The sequence below is a fragment of the Argonema antarcticum A004/B2 genome (assembly GCF_023333585.1).
Classification (GTDB): Bacteria; Cyanobacteriota; Cyanobacteriia; order Cyanobacteriales; family Aerosakkonemataceae; genus Argonema; species Argonema antarcticum.
This window is the reverse complement of sequence record NZ_JAIQZN010000119.1, coordinates 1-19,603: the sequence shown is the minus strand read 5'-3', so window position 1 is coordinate 19,603 and position 19,603 is coordinate 1. Positions and strand designations below refer to the sequence as shown.

Annotated in this window: 22 protein-coding genes; 6 read left to right on the top strand and 16 right to left on the bottom strand. The window is 42.4% G+C overall.

What is annotated here, in order from left to right; translation table 11 throughout:
* The 6 genes from LAY57_RS31215 to LAY57_RS31190 all read right to left on the bottom strand — a co-directional run.
* Window positions 1–392: leucine-rich repeat domain-containing protein (locus LAY57_RS31215; protein WP_249071084.1), on the bottom strand; the 392-nt coding region annotated here is incomplete at its 3' end.
* Window positions 393–492: 100 nt separating this feature from the next.
* Entirely contained in the window at window positions 493–996 is a 504-nt protein-coding gene (locus LAY57_RS31210) for a DUF29 domain-containing protein (RefSeq protein ID WP_249071083.1), read from the bottom strand.
* A gap of 13 nt (window positions 997–1,009) precedes the next feature.
* Entirely contained in the window at window positions 1,010–1,831 is an 822-nt protein-coding gene (locus LAY57_RS31205; RefSeq protein WP_249071082.1) for a DUF4058 family protein, read from the bottom strand.
* Between the two features lie 149 nt (window positions 1,832–1,980).
* Window positions 1,981–3,492 (bottom strand): hybrid sensor histidine kinase/response regulator, encoded by a 1,512-nt coding sequence (locus tag LAY57_RS31200; RefSeq protein WP_249071081.1) that lies wholly within the window; start codon window positions 3,490–3,492, stop codon window positions 1,981–1,983.
* Complete coding sequence (locus tag LAY57_RS31195; protein ID WP_249071080.1) at window positions 3,492–9,731, bottom strand: hybrid sensor histidine kinase/response regulator; 6,240 nt, start codon at window positions 9,729–9,731, stop codon at window positions 3,492–3,494. The genes LAY57_RS31200 and LAY57_RS31195 overlap by 1 nt, the downstream gene beginning before the upstream one ends.
* Before the next feature lie 695 nt (window positions 9,732–10,426).
* Window positions 10,427–11,260, bottom strand: coding sequence for an acyl-CoA desaturase (locus LAY57_RS31190; RefSeq protein WP_249071079.1), 834 nt, complete (start codon window positions 11,258–11,260; stop codon window positions 10,427–10,429).
* 143 nt (window positions 11,261–11,403) lie between these two features.
* Between LAY57_RS31190 and LAY57_RS31185 the strand changes: the two genes are divergently transcribed.
* Window positions 11,404–12,633: a TetR/AcrR family transcriptional regulator gene (locus tag LAY57_RS31185; RefSeq protein WP_249071078.1), complete on the top strand. Its 1,230-nt coding sequence runs from the start codon at window positions 11,404–11,406 to the stop codon at window positions 12,631–12,633.
* A 19-nt stretch (window positions 12,634–12,652) separates the two neighbouring features.
* Here LAY57_RS31185 and LAY57_RS31180 read toward each other — a convergent pair whose 3' ends face one another.
* Window positions 12,653–13,204, bottom strand: coding sequence for a Uma2 family endonuclease (locus tag LAY57_RS31180; RefSeq protein WP_249071077.1), 552 nt, complete (start codon window positions 13,202–13,204; stop codon window positions 12,653–12,655).
* Between the two features lie 302 nt (window positions 13,205–13,506).
* Window positions 13,507–14,913 (bottom strand): helix-turn-helix domain-containing protein, encoded by a 1,407-nt coding sequence (locus tag LAY57_RS31175; protein WP_249071076.1) that lies wholly within the window; start codon window positions 14,911–14,913, stop codon window positions 13,507–13,509.
* A gap of 271 nt (window positions 14,914–15,184) precedes the next feature.
* Between LAY57_RS31175 and LAY57_RS31170 the strand changes: the two genes are divergently transcribed.
* Complete coding sequence (locus LAY57_RS31170; RefSeq protein ID WP_249071075.1) at window positions 15,185–15,541, top strand: hypothetical protein; 357 nt, start codon at window positions 15,185–15,187, stop codon at window positions 15,539–15,541.
* On the opposite strand, the gene LAY57_RS31165 is transcribed toward LAY57_RS31170, so the two are convergent.
* Genes LAY57_RS31165 through LAY57_RS31155 form a run of 3 tightly spaced genes read right to left on the bottom strand, consistent with a single transcriptional unit; the run spans window position 15,533 to window position 16,242 of the window.
* Window positions 15,533–15,766, bottom strand: coding sequence for a hypothetical protein (locus LAY57_RS31165; RefSeq protein ID WP_249071074.1), 234 nt, complete (start codon window positions 15,764–15,766; stop codon window positions 15,533–15,535). The two genes, LAY57_RS31170 and LAY57_RS31165, sit on opposite strands and share 9 nt — an antisense overlap.
* A complete protein-coding gene (locus LAY57_RS31160; RefSeq protein ID WP_249071073.1) occupies window positions 15,767–16,057 on the bottom strand; it encodes a hypothetical protein in 291 nt (96 codons plus the stop codon).
* Window positions 16,054–16,242, bottom strand: a complete 189-nt coding sequence (locus tag LAY57_RS31155) for a hypothetical protein (RefSeq protein WP_249071072.1) — start codon at window positions 16,240–16,242, stop codon at window positions 16,054–16,056. Before LAY57_RS31155 ends, LAY57_RS31160 begins: the two co-directional genes overlap by 4 nt.
* Before the next feature lie 133 nt (window positions 16,243–16,375).
* Between LAY57_RS31155 and LAY57_RS31150 the strand changes: the two genes are divergently transcribed.
* Complete coding sequence (locus LAY57_RS31150; protein ID WP_249071071.1) at window positions 16,376–16,519, top strand: hypothetical protein; 144 nt, start codon at window positions 16,376–16,378, stop codon at window positions 16,517–16,519.
* Here the strand turns inward: LAY57_RS31150 and LAY57_RS31145 are convergent.
* From LAY57_RS31145 to LAY57_RS31130, 4 genes are all read right to left on the bottom strand, one after another.
* Complete coding sequence (locus LAY57_RS31145) at window positions 16,502–16,861, bottom strand: type II toxin-antitoxin system PemK/MazF family toxin (RefSeq protein WP_249071070.1); 360 nt, start codon at window positions 16,859–16,861, stop codon at window positions 16,502–16,504. The two genes, LAY57_RS31150 and LAY57_RS31145, sit on opposite strands and share 18 nt — an antisense overlap.
* On the bottom strand, window positions 16,854–17,093 hold the full coding sequence (mazE, locus tag LAY57_RS31140) for a type II toxin-antitoxin system MazE family antitoxin (RefSeq protein WP_249071069.1): 240 nt from the start codon (window positions 17,091–17,093) through the stop codon (window positions 16,854–16,856). Before mazE ends, LAY57_RS31145 begins: the two co-directional genes overlap by 8 nt.
* 250 nt (window positions 17,094–17,343) lie before the next feature.
* Window positions 17,344–17,631 (bottom strand): hypothetical protein, encoded by a 288-nt coding sequence (locus tag LAY57_RS31135; RefSeq protein WP_249071068.1) that lies wholly within the window; start codon window positions 17,629–17,631, stop codon window positions 17,344–17,346.
* Between the two features lie 2 nt (window positions 17,632–17,633).
* Complete coding sequence (locus LAY57_RS31130) at window positions 17,634–17,813, bottom strand: hypothetical protein (RefSeq protein WP_249071067.1); 180 nt, start codon at window positions 17,811–17,813, stop codon at window positions 17,634–17,636.
* A gap of 83 nt (window positions 17,814–17,896) precedes the next feature.
* Between LAY57_RS31130 and LAY57_RS31125 the strand changes: the two genes are divergently transcribed.
* The 3 genes from LAY57_RS31125 to LAY57_RS31115 all read left to right on the top strand — a co-directional run bounded on the left by LAY57_RS31125 (window position 17,897) and on the right by LAY57_RS31115 (window position 19,236).
* Window positions 17,897–18,064 carry a hypothetical protein gene (locus LAY57_RS31125; protein ID WP_249071066.1) on the top strand — a complete coding sequence of 56 codons (168 nt, stop codon included), beginning with the start codon at window positions 17,897–17,899 and terminating at the stop codon, window positions 18,062–18,064.
* A gap of 148 nt (window positions 18,065–18,212) precedes the next feature.
* The gene (locus LAY57_RS31120) at window positions 18,213–18,770 is read left to right on the top strand and encodes a Uma2 family endonuclease (protein ID WP_249071065.1); all 558 of its coding nucleotides are present in this window, start codon (window positions 18,213–18,215) and stop codon (window positions 18,768–18,770) included.
* Between the two features lie 145 nt (window positions 18,771–18,915).
* Window positions 18,916–19,236, top strand: coding sequence for a hypothetical protein (locus LAY57_RS31115; RefSeq protein ID WP_249071064.1), 321 nt, complete (start codon window positions 18,916–18,918; stop codon window positions 19,234–19,236).
* A gap of 90 nt (window positions 19,237–19,326) precedes the next feature.
* Here the strand turns inward: LAY57_RS31115 and LAY57_RS31110 are convergent, their stop codons facing one another.
* Window positions 19,327–19,542 carry a hypothetical protein gene (locus tag LAY57_RS31110; protein WP_249071063.1) on the bottom strand — a complete coding sequence of 72 codons (216 nt, stop codon included), beginning with the start codon at window positions 19,540–19,542 and terminating at the stop codon, window positions 19,327–19,329.
* Window positions 19,543–19,603: the final 61 nt, after the last annotated feature.

The following is a 19,603-nucleotide window of genomic DNA, read 5'->3' as shown; positions in this document are numbered from 1 at the left end:
CTCCGGTCTGTTATTTGATTGTTGTCGAGATGCAGGGAAGTCAGGTTGGTAAGGGTAGAGAGTCCACTCAGGTCTGTTATTTGATTGTTGTAGAGAATCAGGGATGTCAGGTTGGTAAGGGTAGAGAGTCCACTCAGGTCTGTTATTTGATTGCTGTAGAGATTCAGGTATGTCAGGTTGGTAAGGGTAGAGAGTCCACTCAGGTCTGTTATTTGATTGTTGTAGAGCTCCAGGTATGTCAGGTTGGTAAGTTTATTACAGTCAGAAGTCCCAGCACACTTTAACAGCACCTCAACCGTGTGCCTCGCCTCTTTTGAAAGACTATCTTTGTGCAAACACCAGTCGGCAAAGCTGCTGAATATCGGAGCTTGGTTTGGCTGTAGTTCGGACATAACGCAAAAATCTCCTGTTTTTTCATCTGGACTGGTTCAGAGCCCCTAGCTATACTTTATTCCAGGTTGAAGTGGTAACTAGAAACTGAGGCTTTGCATTTCAATTTTCTACCACCCAGTTCTGACCCGATTCAATTGGTTCTCCTGGTAAAAAAGTAGCATCCAGAACTTGCTCAATGGAGTAAGGACACTCAGCCGGAAAATCTTTGTCAGTGAGGGATGTCTCACGTGCAGCTAGATCGATCGCATCTTCATAAGCTTTTTGCAACGCTTCTGGAAGATATGGTTTCAAACTGGGATTTTCATCCAAATGTTGAAGAATTCTGCGACGTTGTTCCCGCAATGTGAAAAACCAGCTTTTTGACCTTTTATTAGGCTGAAATTCCCATTTGAGTAAATGACCGAGTAGAATACCCAAACGATTTCTTAATTCCTGACGTACTTGCTTTCCCAAAGACTCTATCTCATCAACTAAATTGACAATATCCAAACTTTCCCAAACTCCTGCTTGCAGCAGTTTGGCTTGTTCCTGCGTCCAAGCATAGAAATCTTTTTCGTAGAGATTGGAGGTTGTCTGTGAGGATGCGATCGGTTTTGTATCCATGATTGAATTCCACTTAAGATGGGCTAGGGAAATCCCCATTCGCTGACTCAATTGTACCCCGCAGTCCTTGCGATCGCAACAACTCATCCGCCCAAGCTGCATCTTCTGGTTTTAGTTTTGGTACGGGTTCGCGATCGTAATCTATTGCCATATCAAATGATGCTTGATCGTAAATATCATTTAATAAGCTTTGTAACTCTATTAGCGGTTCGATATCGGCTGACTGCAACGGTAAAGGAAACGAGGGAATTGGATCTTGCACGTTAAAGGCATACAGACTTCCTGTAGGACGGCGATTTCCTCGACAAATTAATATGCGATAATCTGACTGAATTTTTTCGATAATTCGCATTGGTTGTCCGCTTCTGAGTAGGTCAATTTCTACTAAGTTGCTAATGCTTGCCAAAACTTGCTTTCGTTTGCTCTCGTAAGCTTTTCGTCCTTCTTTGGAACGTTTGTTTTTAGGAGAAAGGATTTCCACAACAGTAACAACCGCACCCGTTCCCCCTTCTTTAATTGCTAAATAACTTTCTCTGACTTCTTCCGGTAGCGGGAGTGTGACTGAAATTGCTTCTGTTTGAGAGGCAAGCGCAACATTCGATCGCGTTTCACTAACAGTTGTTCGCTTAGCGTATACCGCTACATCGGGAATTCCCACCAAAACGCTATCTTCAATGTCGCTCAAATAAGTACGCTTCTCAATGGCGACTCGATATTTGGGACGCAGATCGGGTGCTATAGCGATCGCGATCGCTACAATCAATCTATTATGAACTTCCGACCACAACTCAGGGTTTTCTAAATAGGGGTTCATCCCTGGAAATGGAGAAGGCATCTTTTTACCTCAAACTGTTGATTCTATTTTATATCATGTCCGGTCCATTAGCCATAGTTAAATCTTAGGTATGTTGTTGCGCTTCAGCGCAACAACATACCTAAGAAGTTTTATCATCCCCCTTGGTAGTTGGGGGTGCGGAATGTGGGTTACATAGCTTTGGGAATATTACAGTACAGAAGTTTACTGTTAATACTTTGATTCGTCAGCTTTCCCAACATTGTGTGAGAGTTTTGCTTAATTGGAATTGCAATAGAAAATTCTGTCCCCTTTCCTAGCGTAGAAATACACTCCAAACTCCCCCCGTGTTTTTCCGTTATAATCTGCCTGCTGATAGACAATCCAATTCCCGTGCCTTTTCCTGGTGGTTTCGTGGTAAAGAAGGGGTTAAATACGCGACGGCTTACATCCGAATTCATTCCCAACCCGTTATCTGCGATCCGAATCGCCACTTGGTTGTTACCTATCACTTCAGTGCGAATGCGAATTTGGCTGGGATTGAGTTTGATTTGTTCTAATGTCCTATCTTTGTTATATTCATCTATGGCATCGATCGCATTAGCCAAGATATTCATAAAAACCTGATTCAGTTCGCCGCCGTAACACTCTACTTGTGGCAGATTGGGGCAATATTCCTTAATCACTTCAATGGAAGGACGATCGTGCTTGTATTTTAGCCGATTGTGCAAAATCATCAAAGTACTATCAATGCCCTCGTGGATGTTATTCAGCTTCATTTCTGAGTCATCCTGGTGGGAGAATCTTCGCAGAGATAGGACAATCTCGCGGATGCGATCGGCCCCTACTTGCATCGAACTCAGTATTTTCGGCAAGTCTTCCATGAGAAATTCTAAGTCGATTTCCTCTACTTCCTCAACAATTTTTTGTTCGGGATTAGGATATATCCGCCGATAAAGGTTAAGAATATTCAGCAAATCCGAGATGTAGTCGCCAACGTGCGAAATATTCCCGTAAATAAAGTTAACAGGATTATTGATTTCGTGGGCAACACCAGCCACCAATTGTCCCAAAGCGGACATTTTTTCGCTTTGAATCAGTTGGGTTTGGGTTTGTTGGAGTTCCAAGAGCGATCGCTGCAATGTCTCCTCAGCTTGCTGTCTCTCATTAATCTCCTGTATCAGCCGCTGATTGGCGCACCTCAATTCAGCAGTCCGTTCCTCAACTCGTCTTTCTAATTCCAATGCCAGCTTTTCCCGCTCAGCTATTTCCAGTTGCAGAAGCTCATTTTGACTGTGGAGTTTCTTAGTGAGCTTTCGGATACTCAGGTGGGTTCTAACGCGAGCTAAAACCTCATCTTGCTGAAACGGTTTGGTGATATAATCGACTGCACCTGCATTAAAACCTTTGACCTTATTCTCCGTATCGGCTAGCGCCGTCATAAAAATTACCGGGATATCTTTTGTTGCCTCCGAAGCTTTCAAACGTTGGCAAGTTTCAAACCCGTCCATCCCAGGCATAATCACATCCAGCAATATCAGATCTGGCAGGGAATATTCCGCCTTATTGATAGCGCTTTGTCCATTCCGAGCTACCAATACTTTGAATCCAGATTCTGTTAAAAAATTAAACAGCACCTGCACATTATTTTGATTGTCATCTACAACTAAAATAGACCCTTGTTCTGAATATTCACCGCTCATTATTTTATCTCCTTATATTGTTGCACTAGCTCCAGAATTTTTTCTTCTTCAAAATCCTTTGCTAGTTGACTCAAACGATTTGCAAAAGGCACATATTGAGGAGCTAACTGCTGGAGTTGATCGGCTCGCTCCAGAATGCCTCCCATGTCACCACTCATAGCCAGATCGAAAAGGATCGTCAGTTCTTCGCCTGGGGGAGGAATAATTTCTCCCTCTTGGATTTGGCAATCGGTAGTCTGGACTGAGAAATCAGTAGAGGTGACTTCTGATTCTTCATAAATCCATTCTAAACCTAAATGATGACTCAAACTTTCTAAAAGTTCTCCGGCTCGTATAGGCTTGGGAAGAAAATCATTACACCCAGCATCTAAACTCCCCTGTTGCTCAGTGGATAAAACGCTAGCCGAAGTCGCAATCACTATTATATCTTTAAGTTCTGGTAATTTGCGAATTCGTCGCGTAGCTTCAAAACCATCCATCATAGGCATTACCAAGTCAATTAATATACAATCTGGTTTAAATGAAGTTGCTTTATCCAGACAGTCTTGACCATCGATTGCCTCAATAATTGCAAATCCAATTGGAGCCAGCAGATTAACTAGAACTGATCGATTTTCCCATTTGTCGTCCACAACCATAATTTTTCTATTATACCCCGCATAACCCCTAACGATCTTTTCAGATTTCTTTTGATGCTCCCCCCATTCTTCCAGTTCGAGCAAGTCTAGCTCAAACCAGAAAATGCTTCCTTTACCTAAAGTGCTTTCTGCTTTCAGTTCCCCACCCATCATCTCAACTAATTGGCGGCTAATTGCTAGCCCCAATCCGGTTCCTTCTGACTGACGAACTGTGTCGCCCACCTGCTCGAAGGGCAAAAATATTTTTGACAATTCTTCTGATGCAATGCCAATGCCGGTGTCTTCTACTTGGAAGCGTATTTTCCGATTTTGGATTTTGGATTTTAAATTTTGGATTTTGGAATTTCTGCCGATCTGCTGCTCCTCTCCCTGATTTTCTATTACCCGCACTTTCAAAGTAACGCCACCTGTTTCGGTAAATTTGACGGCATTACCGAGCAAGTTAATCAAAATTTGCCGCAACCGTTTCTCGTCTGCTTGGATGCCGATCGGAAGTTTAGTCATCGGTTCGTAAATCAACGCGATTCTCTTTTGTTCGGCACGAATGCGGCAGACTTCGGCAATGCCTTGCAGAAATTCCGAAAAATGAAACTCGACGGGGTGCAGTTCCATTTTCCCCGCTTCAATTTTGGAGAGGTCTAAAATATCGTTGATTAAAGTTAGCAGATGTTCGCCGCACTGGTTAATGATATTAACTCCAACGTTTTGCTGGCTGGTCAAATTTTTGTCTCGTTTGAAGATTTGAGCGTAACCCAAAATGCCGTTAAGCGGTGTTCTCAATTCGTGGCTCATGTTGGCGAGGAATTGACTCTTGGCACGGTTGGCTGCTTCTGCGACTTGTTCGGCTCGCTGGCGTTCTTTGATCTCCACTTCCAGACGCACATTTTTTTCTTTTAATTGTTCGGTTCTCTCTTCTACTTTGACTTCTAGAGTGTGATAGAGTTGGGCATTTTCTAGAGCGATCGCAGCCTGAGATGATAGCAGTCGCAACACTTCCACCCGTTTGGGCGTAAAAGCACCTGCAATCAGATTGTTTTCTAGGTAAAGAATGGCAGTAAGTTTACCTTGATAAAGGATGGGCGCACACAGGAGAGACTTTATTTTGCGTTGGGTGATATAGGGATCGGTGTTAAAAGTTACATCCTGGCTGGCATCATTTAAAACCAGATCTTTTTTAGTTCGGGCGACATAATTAAGGACGGATACAGGTAGCTGCTGGCTGGTTGAAACTGGCAGAGATTGCAGCACTTGCACTTTATCTTTATTCCCTGCGGCTTCGATGACGAATTGACCGTTTTTTGACAAGATGAGCGAACCAGTTTGAGCGCCAGCATTTTCTATCAAAATCTTCATCAACTTGTCGAATAAGTTAGCGAGAACAATTTCGCTGGTAATGGCTTGGCTTGCTTTCATCACTGTTGCCAAGTCCAAAATTTCTGCCTGACTCCCCGTAGTAGTGAAAGAGGCAATTGTCATCGTATGGTCGAATTTATTTTCTGCTACGGGCGATCGCGAAATTAATTGCGGATATCGTTCCTCTAAATCTTCGACTTTAGCTTTAGCACCCCAGCGGATATAACTATAGTAAGCATCTGTCATATAGGTTTTAGCAATTTTCTCTCTACCAAGGGAGAGATGAAATTCCGCTGCTAGTTCATTTGCTAACGCTTCTTCTTGAATGTATCCCTGCTCATTGGCTCCAGCGATCGCGCGATCGTAATCATCCATTGCTTTCTCATTCTGCCCCAAAGCTCGCGCCTTTTCTGCTTCAACTAGATCGTATTTATGCTGATAATTTGCGGGAGAAGATAACGCCCAATACTTCATTTTTTTCTGATACAATGCCACTTGGCTTAGATATTTTTTTTGCTCGCTTTTGGGTGCTGTAATGTATAAAGCCAAGAGAGCCAGAGAATAGTAGAACTTGTGTTCTACCTTGTACATTAATCCTTGTCCACCTTGTTCGTATTTTTCAGCCAGAGCAGCATTTTCAGCAGCCTCTTCATATTTTTTAAACAAGTAAAGCAGAATAACTTTAGAAACATATATAGGATAAATTCCCATATAATTATTCATGTCTATCAATCTCGGCAACATTTCATTCTCATTGAAACTTTCGCCGATTAATTGGGTTGGCTCAGATGAACGCTCCATTAAGTTTAAACAAGTTTGTCTAACTATGTTCGCATAAATAGTTTGGAACTCTTGTTTATTTTTTTGCATTATATCGATATAATGCGCTTGTTCCTGAACGACTGTTTCCAAATTTTCACCTACAAAAAATAAGTGAGTGCAATAGAAACAAGCCGAATAACAAGCATATTCTACATCTCCCGTTTCCAAACCTCTTTGAACTCCCTCTCTTAACTGTTCAACAGTATTAATAGCCGGCTCTTTCCAGTGCCTAATAAAATAATTAAATGTTTCGTAAATTCGAGCTGTTATTTCCTTGGCATTGAATTGATTTAATAACTTTAATCCTAGTTGACCAAATTGATATCCAGAATCCATCTCTTCAAAGGCTCCACACAAAAGCATTCCATAAAGAACATAGGCATAAGCCGACCAGGAATAATTGCCATATTTAAGACAGAGATTTGTCATTTCTATAACAACATGGGGGTAAAGTTCGGGAGCCGCAATGTAAACAGGAGGAACCAAATTAATTAAAACTCGCAAGGCTGCTATTTTATAAGGGTCGAGCATTTCTGGCAGATCAGCTAACTCTTCAATCCGTTTGCCACCTAAGCTCAATTTAGTCACTTTATTTGGTTCATTTAACAGTGATACTTCTAACAATTTCAGCAATTGCAGTCCTGTATTTAACGCGGCTTGCATTTGGTTTTGAGCGATATAAAACTGCATCTTTGTTTCGTACACTGGGACTCTATCTAGCAGAGTCTTAGCTTGTAATAAAACAACGTCTGAAAGTATTTCTGCTCGCGAGAAATTGGTGGTGAGAAATTCCACTGCCGCTGTTTCCACATAAAGATTAAGTGTCAGGTCATACTGGTTCTCCCAGCTATTTGTGGCGAGGAGTCCCAAACCCACATTCAAATATTTGGCGGCAGACTCGTAGGCTGTTGCCGCTTTCGCTTTTTGACCTGCTATAAGGTTGAGTTGGGCAAGTTCGTATTTTTCCAACTTGGAAATCAGTAATTCAGTGCCGTAATTCAGTTGGTTGACTAAAGCAAAGATATTGTCTTTTCGGTCTTCTGGCGTTGTGTTTTGCAGCAGTAATTTACCAATTTTTAGGTGGGTCTGTTTTTTCTGTTCATCTGGAATCAGAGAATAAGCGGCTTGCTGAACGCGGTCATGTAAAAACTTGTAGTCTACTTTGACATCCGTTAAGGTAAATCCACCTGATTCTTCCTGATTAAATACTAACGGAATTTTGTAATCATTACTTAGAGGCAAAATCAAACCAGCCTGAAGTGCTGACCACAACTGTGCGGCAGTTACTAAGGAAGATTCCTCATTGACAATCGCCAGTACGTCTAAGTTAAAGGTGTTGCCAATACAAGCCGCCAGTTTTAATACTTTCTGCGTATCTGCTGACAATTTGCGAATATTTCTAGCGACCAGTTCGACGACATTTAAATCTGTAATGCCGATTGTTTGAATTTGCTCGATATTCCACTGCCACGCGCCCGAATATAACTCATAACTTAACAAGTTTTCTTGATAAAGAGTTTTGATTAGTTGAGTTAAGAAGAAGGGATTTCCCTGAGTTTTGTTAAAAAGTAACTCAGCTAGCAGCTTTGACGGATGAACCCCACCCCAGCCCTCCCCGTTGACGGGGAGGGAGTCAGATTGTCCCCCCCCGTTAACGGGGAGGGAGTCAGATTGTCCCCCCCCGTTGACGGGGAGGGAGTCAGATTGTCCCCCCCCGTTGACGGGGAGGGAGTCAGATTGTCCCCCCCCGTTGACGGGGGGGTTAGGGGGGGTTTTTCTTTCATTTAAAGTATCGGCGATTAATTCTTCGACGTGAACGATTTGTAATGGGCTTAGTACAATATTATTTACTGTTGCACCTGCTTGTTCAATTTTTTCAATTGTCTGAATGGTCGGGTGCGTCGGAAAAACTTCGTTATCCCGATACGCACCAATTAGCAATAAATATTGACTATCAGGATCTGTCATCAGCAATTCAATCAATTTCAAGGATGCCGAATCGGCCCACTGTAAGTCATCTAAGAAAACAACGAGGGGGTGTTCTTGGGTAGTAAATACACCGATAAATTGTTTAAATACCCGACTGAAGCGGTTTTGCGATTCAGTTGCACCCAGTTCGGGGACGGGTGGCTGTTTGCCGATAATGAGTTCGACTTCGGGAATCACGTCGATAATCACTTGTCCGTTAATGCCTAAAGCCGATAAAAGTTTATCTTTCCAAGCTTGAATTTGTGCTTCGCTTTCAGTTAGAAATTGCTGAATTAATGATTGGAATGCTTGAATTAGGGAAGCATAAGGAATATTGCGCTTGAACTGGTCGAATTTACCTGCTATAAAATAGCCGCGTTGCCGGACGATGGGTTTGTGAACTTCATTGACTAGAACAGTTTTGCCAATCCCGGAATAACCGGAAACTAGCATCATTTCTGCCCCCCCTCTAGTCCCCCCCAATGTTGGGGGGGAAGGGGGGGCGGCGATGCGATCGAATGTTTCCAGAAGCGCAGCTACTTCGGCTTCCCGACCGTAAAGTTTTTGTGGTATATTCATTAGACCTGCTTTATCGGCACTCCCAGCAATAAAGTCGAAAGTAGCGCCGATAGTTTGTAGCTTGATCAGACAGGTTTCTAAATCAAATTTTAAGCCATCTGCACTTTGATAACGGTCTTCAGCAGTTTTGGCTAATAATTTCATGACAATATTTGAGATCGCCTCTGGAATTTCTGGATTTACTTGATGAGGCGGCACAGGCATCTTAGCAATATGGCTGTGTACCAATTCCATCGGCTCGGTAGAATTAAAAGGCAACTGCCCCGTCAGCATTTCATAAAACGTAACGCCCAAAGAATAAAAGTCAGTGCGATAGTCAATTGACCGATTCATTCTGCCAGTTTGCTCTGGCGACATATAGGCGAGGGTGCCTTCGAGCAAGTCAGGATGGCTGAGTGTCGAGTTTTCTCGATCCAAGCGCGAAGAAATACTAAAATCAATAATTTTTACTTGCTCTTTTGATGGAGTTATGATAATGTTATGCGGTTTTATATCTTTATGAATAATGTGATTTTTATGAAGTTCTGCGATCGCAGATGCTAGCTGAATGGCGATCGAAAGAAAGGAAAAAACTGGTATAGCTTGCGAATTTATGAGATTTTTGAGCGATTCTGCCCCAAAATCTTCTAAAATCACCGCTAAGCCATTCCCATAGTTTTCCAAGCTATAGGCTTTGACAATTCCTTCAATGTTGAGATGTTGCAGGATTTTATATTCATGCCGCAAGCGGGTAATATCTTCGAGGGTAGGATACTCGGCTAGTAGGGTTTTGACGATCGCACTTGAAAGATCGGACTCCCGCTGAGCGCGATAAATAACGGTTCTCACTCCAGTGTGAATGGATTCGATGAGTCGGTAACCAGGTAGGGTGGCATTCATTTAGGTTCTCGGATGGGCGCAAGAGAATAGGGTTTCAGATTAGCTTCTATATCTAGGATGCCCAGAAACTTGAAAATATTCTTAAATTTTACAAAGTGTAAAATTTAACCAAAAAAGACTCTTGCTTCGGTATTATAAAATTTGACTTGTTGCTGTTGCGTTCAGCTAAATTAGGCGTTTAAAGCTTATACCTCAGCCAGATCTGTCTTTTGTACTCTTCGTGATAATTTTTCCTAGAGGATTTAAGCACGCAGCTGGTATAGCGCGATCGCACAAATATTTTTGGACTTTGAGCCGTCCTGTGCGGGGTAAAGCCCACCCCTAGCTCGAAATCCCGATCATCGCTAGGCGGTCAGAAACCCCGTTTTTTGAAGAAATCTGGTTTCTTTTGTGCGATTTTAAGTAATGACTATGATGACTATAAGTTGAAAAGGATTAAATATATTCTTCATTTCTGTAAGAGAAAAATCTAAGAGTTTACCTTTGGCTGTTTGCGATCGAACTACAGATGTAGAGTCAATTCATGAATTGACTCTACATCTAGAGGTACAGCAGTTTTCAGGTGACTGAGGTACAAATAAGCGTGCAGAGAAACCCGGTTTCTTGAAGAAACCGGGTTTCTTAAGTCCCGAAGCAGATCAAACAGATGTGCGATCGCTTACGCCCAGACTTTTCCGATCAACTCTCAGGAAAACCTAATTTACAGGCATGACAACCTTTTTCGCCAAACCCAGAGTTTTGAGAGTTTTAATTGCCCACCAAGTGACATCGATTTCCCACCAACTCAGTCCAGCTTTTGCTACATTTGGATGAGCGTGATGATTATTGTGCCAACCTTCTCCATAAGTTAAAATCGCCGCCCACCAAAGATTTCGAGATCCATCTTCCACTGCAAAATTCTGATAACCGCGTAGGTGTGTGGCAGAATTAATCAGCCAAGTGCTGTGCCAGAGTAGGACCGATCGCAAAAACATTCCATAGATAACAAAAGACCATCCACCTAAAGCATATAACAATAGTCCCAAAGGAATCTGAAGTAGCAAAAAGTTGCGATTTAACCAACGGTAATAAGGGTCGCGGTCTAAATCGGGTGCGAATTTTTTATATGCTTCGTAGTTGAAAAACTCATCTCTTGGGTAAATCAACCAAAGACAGTGACTCCACCAAAACCCACGCTTAGCAGAGTAGGGATCTTTGTCTAAATCCTCTGTATATGCGTGATGCAAACGATGTCCCGCCACCCAAAATATCGGCCCGCCTTGAAGGGAAAACGTACCTATAGTAGTAATTACATATTCCAACCATTTGGGCACTTGAAAACTACGGTGAGTTAACAGTCGGTGATATCCTAAACAGATACCAATGCTGCCAAATAACCAGTGCAGAAATATCATTACCCCCAAAGCTGACCAAGAAAAAAACCAGGGAGCTAACAAAGCTAAACCATGAACGGCAGCAAAAAATGCCACACTTATCCAGTCGAGAGTAAGAGTTGATTTAAGTTTAGGAGCAGTTGATTGAATTGTCATGAATTTTTCCTATATATCTGTGAATGTCTCAAACTGCTGCCAGAAGCCAGCTACAGTAGAGAGAGCAGATGCAAGTGCTACTTACATCTTTTAGCTTAACAAGGTTTCGGTTTAAATGCAAGTACCACTTACAATTTTCTCCTATGTCCTCTGCACGAAGTTCAACTAGACAGCGTTTGATTGACGCCGCGCTTGAGTTATTTGCTTCTCAGGGAGTCACTGAGACGACGACTCGACAGATTGCGGAATTGGCAGAAGTCAATGAGGTAACGCTATTCCGGCATTTTGGCAACAAGCATGGGTTGCTTTTGGCTGTGATTGAAGATTCTGCCGTGTTTACCGCTTTGGGAGAATCCTTGGTTGAGCAAGCGAATCAGACGAGCAGCATTGAGGAGGCTTTGAAGGATTATGCTAGAGGTCGCTTACAGGCGCTGGAAGGAGTACCTGAGTTTGTGCGTTCTGTGGTGGGGGAGGCGGGACAATATCCAGCAGCTAATCGTCAGGCGCTGGGACGCGGCTTAACGCAGGCTAATCGATATGTTGCGGAATATTTGGCAACTGTGATGGCTCGCGGACAGTTGCAAACCCATTTTCCGCCGGAAAAGTTAGCCAGTTTGCTCAATGGGATGTTGTTGGGATATGTGGTGATTGAGTTTACCAGCGAGTTTCACGAACTTTGGGAAGATCGAGAAGATTTTTTAGATAATTTAGTTGATTTGTTTTTACATGGAGTTGTATCAAATATAGCTAAATCTGTGAGCAGTTCTGCGATTCAGGTGGCAGAAGTAGTAACAGAAAAGGTTGCTGATTTACCAGCTTCTTTAGTTCATTTTATTTTGGAACGTGCTAAGAAATTGGGATGGCAAGATTATGCTTTGGCGTATGTGTTGTTTGGTGCTGGTTTGTCTCCGGTGGAAGTTGTTAGTTTAGAGCGATCGCACCAAATTAGCGAGCATGAGCAGCATTTGTTGCAGGTGAGTCATGGTGCAGTTCGACAAGTTCCAGTTAATCAATGGATTATGGGAAAACGCTATGGTTCTTATGTTCGCAATCCTTTAACTCAATGGCTCAAAAGCCGTAAAGATGGTGAGTTATCTTTGTTTTTGAATGATGTGGGAAAACCAATGTCAGAGGAGGATTTAAGCGCCAGATGGCAGGTAATTATACAGGGAATGCTGACTCCTGAAGGTCAACCACCTGCGATCGAGCAAGCGCGACAGACTTGGTGTGTTGAAATGTTGATGAAAGGAATGAATTTGGAGGATTTGAGTATTCTTAGCGGTTGGGATGTCAGGAAGTTACAGCCTTATGCGCGGAGGGCTAGAGAGAAAGCGGCTTTGGAACAGGCTATTCGGCTCGATCGTAAAGTTTAGCATTAGTACGACTAATATTTCAAGCTAACAATTCATTTACTGCTACACTAAAACCTTGTAGAACATTTTGAGTGCTAACTACTTCACCTAAATTAAACAATTTTTGCTGCTGTTGAGTAATTACCAACACCCACTGACTTTCAGGAAATATTAGCCATATTTCCTGACAACCGGATTCTAAATACTCTTTTACTTTGGTAAATACTTCTTCAGCTTTATCGGTGGGAGAGATAATCTCAGCAATCAGTGGGAAACTCTGCGGTAGTACGGTAAAATCATCTCCATATTGGGCGAGTAATTCTGTTGTCAAATAAGCGACATCAGGACAACGCCCTCTTCCCACTGTGCGACAAGATACTTCAACGTAAACTTCTCCACCCTGCTGACTGGAATTCATGTAGTTTATCCAAGCAGTAGCGAGTCTAGCTTGAGTCCGACTATGCTTTGCTGTCATGCCGTTTTTCTCCACTAATTGTCCATCCACCCATTCTGTATTATCGGGGGGATTGAGCATATAGTCTTCTAGTGTAAAGACTTTTGATACATTTGAGACTTCTGTGGTAGTTACCATTACGATCCTCCTTGACAGCATTTACTAATATTATCGTTGATTGTTCTCTAAAATACTACCTGTTCAGTTGGTGCGATCGTAAATCGCGAATTGCGAGGATATTAGCTTTTCTTTCATATTTTGCATTATTGGGGTAAGCTGCAAATCCCGCCCGGAAATAAATGATGCTGTTGGTGAATTCGGAAAACCTAACCCCCCAGCCCCCTTCCCTACGAGGGAAGGGGGAGCCGGAAAGCCCCTCTCCTTGCAGGGGAGGGGTTGGGGAGGGGTCTAAGCGTTTAAACCCCATGCGGGTGATGAGGCTAATGCAATATCTCTTTTTTCACATATTCTCTCACCACAAGTTGAAGATTGAAAAGCGTTTGATTACCTTGTTTCACTTTTTCAATCAACGATCGTCTTCCCAAAGATTGCATGGCGTTAAATAACTCTGCTGGCGATAAGTGGATATGTTCTAGCAACTTTGAGATTGAAACTGGATCGGGCCCGATCGCCAAAACGGACATGACCTGTTTTTCCAATTCGGATAAGCTATTAAATTGCTGATTTAATATATCTTTCAAATCCTCATTCAAAACCATCATATCATATTTAAGGAATTCAGAAACACTGCCACCGAATAAATCTTGAATCATGGTGGCAACTATCTTTAACCATAAAGGATTGCCTTGGTAGTGGTTAATCAGGTCTTCCCATTTATCCTCTTCAGCTAAACCTTTTTCTTTGAGAATTTCCCTTGCAGATGCGATATCCAAACCATCTAATTGGAGCGATCGCACTAATTTATCTGGGTCTTCCAATGCCACAATTTCTCTCGGCTTATCCCAACTAAGCAGCAGCAAGCAACTATTATGATATAATTCTCCTAATCTTTTAAATAGTAATCCATAATCTTCATATCCTGTTTCATAGCAACCAGCTAGTTGTCCGCTACTGAAAATATGATGTACATCATCAAATACGATCAGACAGCGTTGCTTTCGCAAATATTCTATTAGTTGCGATCGCTTATTTTCATCACTACCTGATAACTCGCTTTCCTGCTGGGTAGATAAAAATTCGATTAGTTCTTTTTGAATTAATTCTAGTGGCGGTTTGTCCGACAGATTTCGCCAAATTACACAGTCAAATTTATCCTGAATTTGCTTTAGTACCTGAACGGCTAGAGTAGTTTTCCCGATCCCGCTTATACCCAAAATTGCCACTAGGCGACAGCGTTCTTGCACTATCCATTTTTCTAGGGTAGCTAGTTCTTGTGTGCGATCGTAGAAATTGCCGATATCGGGTGCATCATCTACAGAAACCCGGTTTCTTGGAGAAACCGGGTTTCTAACTTGGCCCGATCGATCTTGTGCTACTTCTGGAGGTTGCAAAGGTTTTGCACAAAGGTTGATGTTACCAATAGCTACAAAGTCTTGAGCAAAATTTGATGAAACAGATGAAACGTTAGAGAACCGACACCTTTGCATTGTAGAGCGAAAATTAGACTTATTAACATCTTCTCCTACTACATCTGAAAGTATCTTCCATAGTTCAGAAGCAGCATCTTTAATGTGTCCCTCGCTACAGTGGAAGTCTTCTGCTATTTTCGAGTATTTCTGACCTTGCACCGTTCCCCGTAAGACAGCTTCTTGCAGATCGTCTAGATGTTTCCCTGTTTTGGTGAAAATTAGGCGATCGGCTATTTTTAACATTTCTTTAACGTCCATTGGCCAGGTAGATGTCGGTATTTTCACTATTATAATCCGACTTTTTCCGACTTTTTCCGACTTGGGCAAATTTTTCCGACTTTTTCCGACCTGTTGTATTGGAAAAGTTCCTACGAAATCCGCCTTTTACCGACTGGACAAAATTAGCCCTTAGAAACAAAATTCAAATAAGGATAATTACATCATCTAATAAATAGGTACACCTCTAATTGTGAAGTGTAACCAATCTGTTGTGCATCAGAATATAAAACCTAAATCTAATGGTGACGAAATGAAGAAAAAACTAAGAATATTAGCGATCGCAACTTCTTTCACCTTTGGTGGAGCAATTATTGGAAATATTCACTTGAAAGTGTTGGCACAAAGTAGCCCTTGGGGACAAGTTGAATCTCCACAAACATACACAAATCCTGATACTGGACAGACTCTTTGTTTCTATTCATCATCACGTTGGGCTCCTTGTCCAGGTCAAGGGAATACAATTATCATATCCCCAAATGCCAACTGTAGGGGTGGTACTTCTATGACAGACTTAATGAATCAATGCCCAGCCGCTCAATGCTTGATGGATCAAGTACAATCTCGGCTAAATGATTCTCCTGCATTACCTTGTACTGGTTTACCATAACGAGTAAATTATTTTTTGCAACTTTACAGTAAAGTGCGATCGCATTTCCTCCACCCCCTCTCCATTCTGCACCCGACAGTCCTTCATCGGTAACGCGATCGCACTTTCTCCACTCCCTTTCCATTCCGCACCAAAACTTTTAGTCAACAGCGAATGCCTACGGCAGGCTACGCCAACGCACCTTACCCAAATTAAGTGCGATCGCTTCCTAACAACACAACTCATCTATTTAACTTCCGATTTCACTTCTTTTTTTTGCGAAGGCAAATCATCAAGTAACTTCCAACTTTCACCTAGATGGTAAGCATATCCATCCTTAACCTTAAATCCAGAAAGTTGTCGCCCCAAAGCAAAAAATTCTTTTCTTTCTTCCTCTGTCAAATGTTCATTTCCATGCAGAGTTCCCGATGAACGTTTCGGATCGCCCCCCGCATCTAAGTAGCGTTGTCGAGCTATCTCACAGAGTTCGATCATTCTTTGATATTGTTGATTTGGCAATTGGGTTGCATTACTCATAGTTCTGATATTGGTTCAATAGGGGTTACTTCGCCATTTCGCCTTATGATAGCAAGTGGCAGAACTTGACTGGGAGTAAAGATATACCAAACTCCCGTGTCTTCATCATAGCGGTTTTCGATTAATAGACCCAACGTATCCAGTGCATTGATTACCAAATATTGTTCTTCGGTAGGTTCTCTCATTATTAATCCTGTAAATTGACTTTTGCAATTTTACAGTAAATGCTGATTCAGTAAAACCAGATTTGAGCTTTACTCTAGATCGCACTTTCTCCACTCCCTCTCCATTCTGCACCAAAACTTTTAGCCAAGGCGAATGCCTACGGCTATCCCTACGCCAACGCACTTACCAACGCTAAGTGCGATCGCATTTTTTTACCTGAAAAATAGCAACTCTTTCACCTCATCTTCAAAAGCGATCGCAGAAGAAATTTTCTCCTCATTAAATGGTGAACCCTAACATAATATCGAGTGCCATACGAATTTGTTCCCAGTAGTCCGGTTCCAAAACACCAATTAAATCCATCACCCGTTGGTGATCGACCCCTCGAATCTGTGCCACATCGATGTAACGGTCTCTATCGAGTCCATTCACAGATGTTGCTATTACATTAATAGCATAAGGTGCAGATTTTGTTCCCGCCAGAAATGGCATCACAATCGTCAGCAAACTATGGCGATTGCTAACATCGTTTTGCACAATCAAACAAGCGCGAGTTTTTTTAGTTTCAACACCTAAAGTTGGGTCAAGTTTTACCCAGCGAATCTCTCCACGTTGATATGTGAGAATTCCGTTAGGCATCGGCATCATCTCCAATTCCATCTGCTACTACCGCATCCCACAACGCGATTTCCGCTCTATATTCGGGATTTTGAGCATCCTGTTGGTGTGCCGCAGCTAACTCTGCCTCGATCGCAGATCGACGCTGCCTTCTTAACAACTTATTTATGTACTCGCTTAGGTTTCCCCCCGAATGCCGATCAAGAAAAACCAAAACTTCATCATCAAGATCGATCGTTACTTGTTTGGGCATTTTTCCTTTTCATCTATTGGTGAATTTCCTGTTTTAGCAGCAGTTTTCGAGATTTCCATAAAATGTTTAAATCTGTTTTTATTATAGGATAACACAGCTTCAAAGGAAATGTGTATTCCTACGGTACGTTACGCGATCGCACTTTTTCCACCCCCTCTCCATTCTGCACCAAAACTCTTAGCCAAAAGCGAATGCCTACGGCAGGCTACGCCAACGCGCCTTAGCAAGATATGTGCGATCGCTCTTCACATTAAGAACCAATCCCAATCTCACTTTTCTGCTTATCAGAAACAGCAGGTATCTTCCACACTCGCCCTTGACAGTGAACTTCATCACCAATGATGCGAACAGCAAAAATAGCTCTTGTTAACTCTAGGGATTCTTGTCGCTCTTCATCAGTCATGTAGTCATCACCCTTGCGACCGCTTGGACAACGCCTTGGATCGCCACCAGCATCCAAATATCGCTGACGAGCTATCGCAGTTAGTTCTAGAACTCTTGCTAGTTGTTTTTTTTCTAATTCCGTTGGCTCTCTCATAATTATGATATCCAGCTAAGAGGGACAATTTCACCATTTTGCAAGACGATGGCAACTGGTAAAATAGGACTGGGAGTGTAAATTCGCCAAAACCCCGTATCTTCATCATATAGCCGATACTCAAGTAATTCAAGCGTTTCCAAAGCATTTATTATTAGATATTGTGCTTCGGTTGGTTCCATAAGTTTTTGGTTTTTATTTTGACTCTAGTTATCTTACCAACACGAGCCATAATTTTTTTCACGAAGCTTTGAGAAAAAGGCGAATGTCTACGGCACACTTTGCGATCGCACTTTCTCCACTCCCTCTTCATTCTGCACCAAAACTTTTAGCTAATTGCGAATGCCTACGGCTATCCCTACGCCAATGCACCTTACCCAAATTAAATGCGATCGCTTCCTATATCTCCTCAAATCGTGCTATTATTCAATAATAATCGAGCCAAAAACTACGAGCAAGCATTTCCAATTATTTCAGGGAGTACGATCTTTAAGCGTTTCCGGGAAGCTTGCACCTATAGGACGACTTGGGCGTCTACGATCGGATCGAAACAAACAACTCCGAAAAACTGGAGTAATACCATGACTTCAACAAGTGTGCGCTTGTTTTCCCAAGACGAATACCACCATATGACAGAAGCAGGAATTCTCGACCCAGACGAACGAGTGGAACTGGTAGAAGGACAAATTATCTCAATGGCTGCCAAAAATCCCCCTCATTCAGCCACCAACTTGTGCGCGGCTGAATACCTGAGAACCCTACTCGCAGGACTTGCCTTAATTCGGATTCAAGACCCCATTAACCTCAATCCTTACTCAGAACCCGAACCGGATATCGCCGTAGTTCGGGTTGACCCCCGGCGCTATGTAGAGCGTCACCCCACTCCAGCAGATACTTTCCTGCTGGTAGAAATCTCCGACACAACATTAGAACGAGACCGCAAACAAAAAGCAGCTGCTTATGCTAGAGCCGGAATTGCCGACTACTGGATTCTCGACGTAAACACCCGTCAAGTCCGTGTCTTCCGGGAAATTGTGAATGAAACCTACCAACAAGAAACTATCCTCCAGGAAGAGGCGACTCTTTTCATGCTGGCTTTTCCTGAGATAGAAGTCCAAATCGCTCGACTATTTCCCTAGCCCTGGCTTAATTTCGCACTGACTCCACTCCCTCTCCATTATGCACCAAAACTTTCAGACAATTGCGAATGCCTACGGCACGATCGCACTCCCATTTCCTCAAACAATGCTATAATTCGCCCGTAAACAATACAAAATAAAAATTATGGAAAACATCGCTATTTCTGACTTATCAAACCCAAAGTTATTAGAAACAACCTTTTCAGAAGTAGCCGAAAAATGGCGCAATGAAACGCAGATGATGTCCTCAATAACCAAAAAATCAAAACATCCTGCTTACCAAGAAATCATCAGCATGGGAACACCTGTTTTAACCTTAATTTTGCGGGAACTGAAGCACCAGCCCGATCATTGGTTTTGGGCGCTAGTTGCTATCACCGGACAAAACCCCGTAAGTCCAGAATCCAACTTCGATCGCGCTGTTGAAACTTGGTTGGAATGGGGAGAAAATCAAGGATTAATTTAGATGGAGTCAGTTCAACTAGAAATATATTTTCATAGCTTAAGAAACAAGAGCGATATGCCTACGGCATTCGCTCTTTAACCTCTTTCCCAATTACTTAGAAGCTAATTCCAGTTCTTCAGCATAAAAATCACCAATTTCCACTGGTAAGCTTAAACTATTTCTCTCGCGCATCTGTGAAACTAGCTTATAGATTTCCACTCCTAAATTCTGATTAAATCTAAACAGATTTAAAAAATATTCATCTCCCCGAATACCTTGAATCTGATGATCGGCAATAGTAGCCGTTTCAACCTGACGGGGTGACAACAATGGGTCAACCCCTTACTGCGTGCGGGGTTGACCCATTGTTGTCAAAAAAAAATAGGTC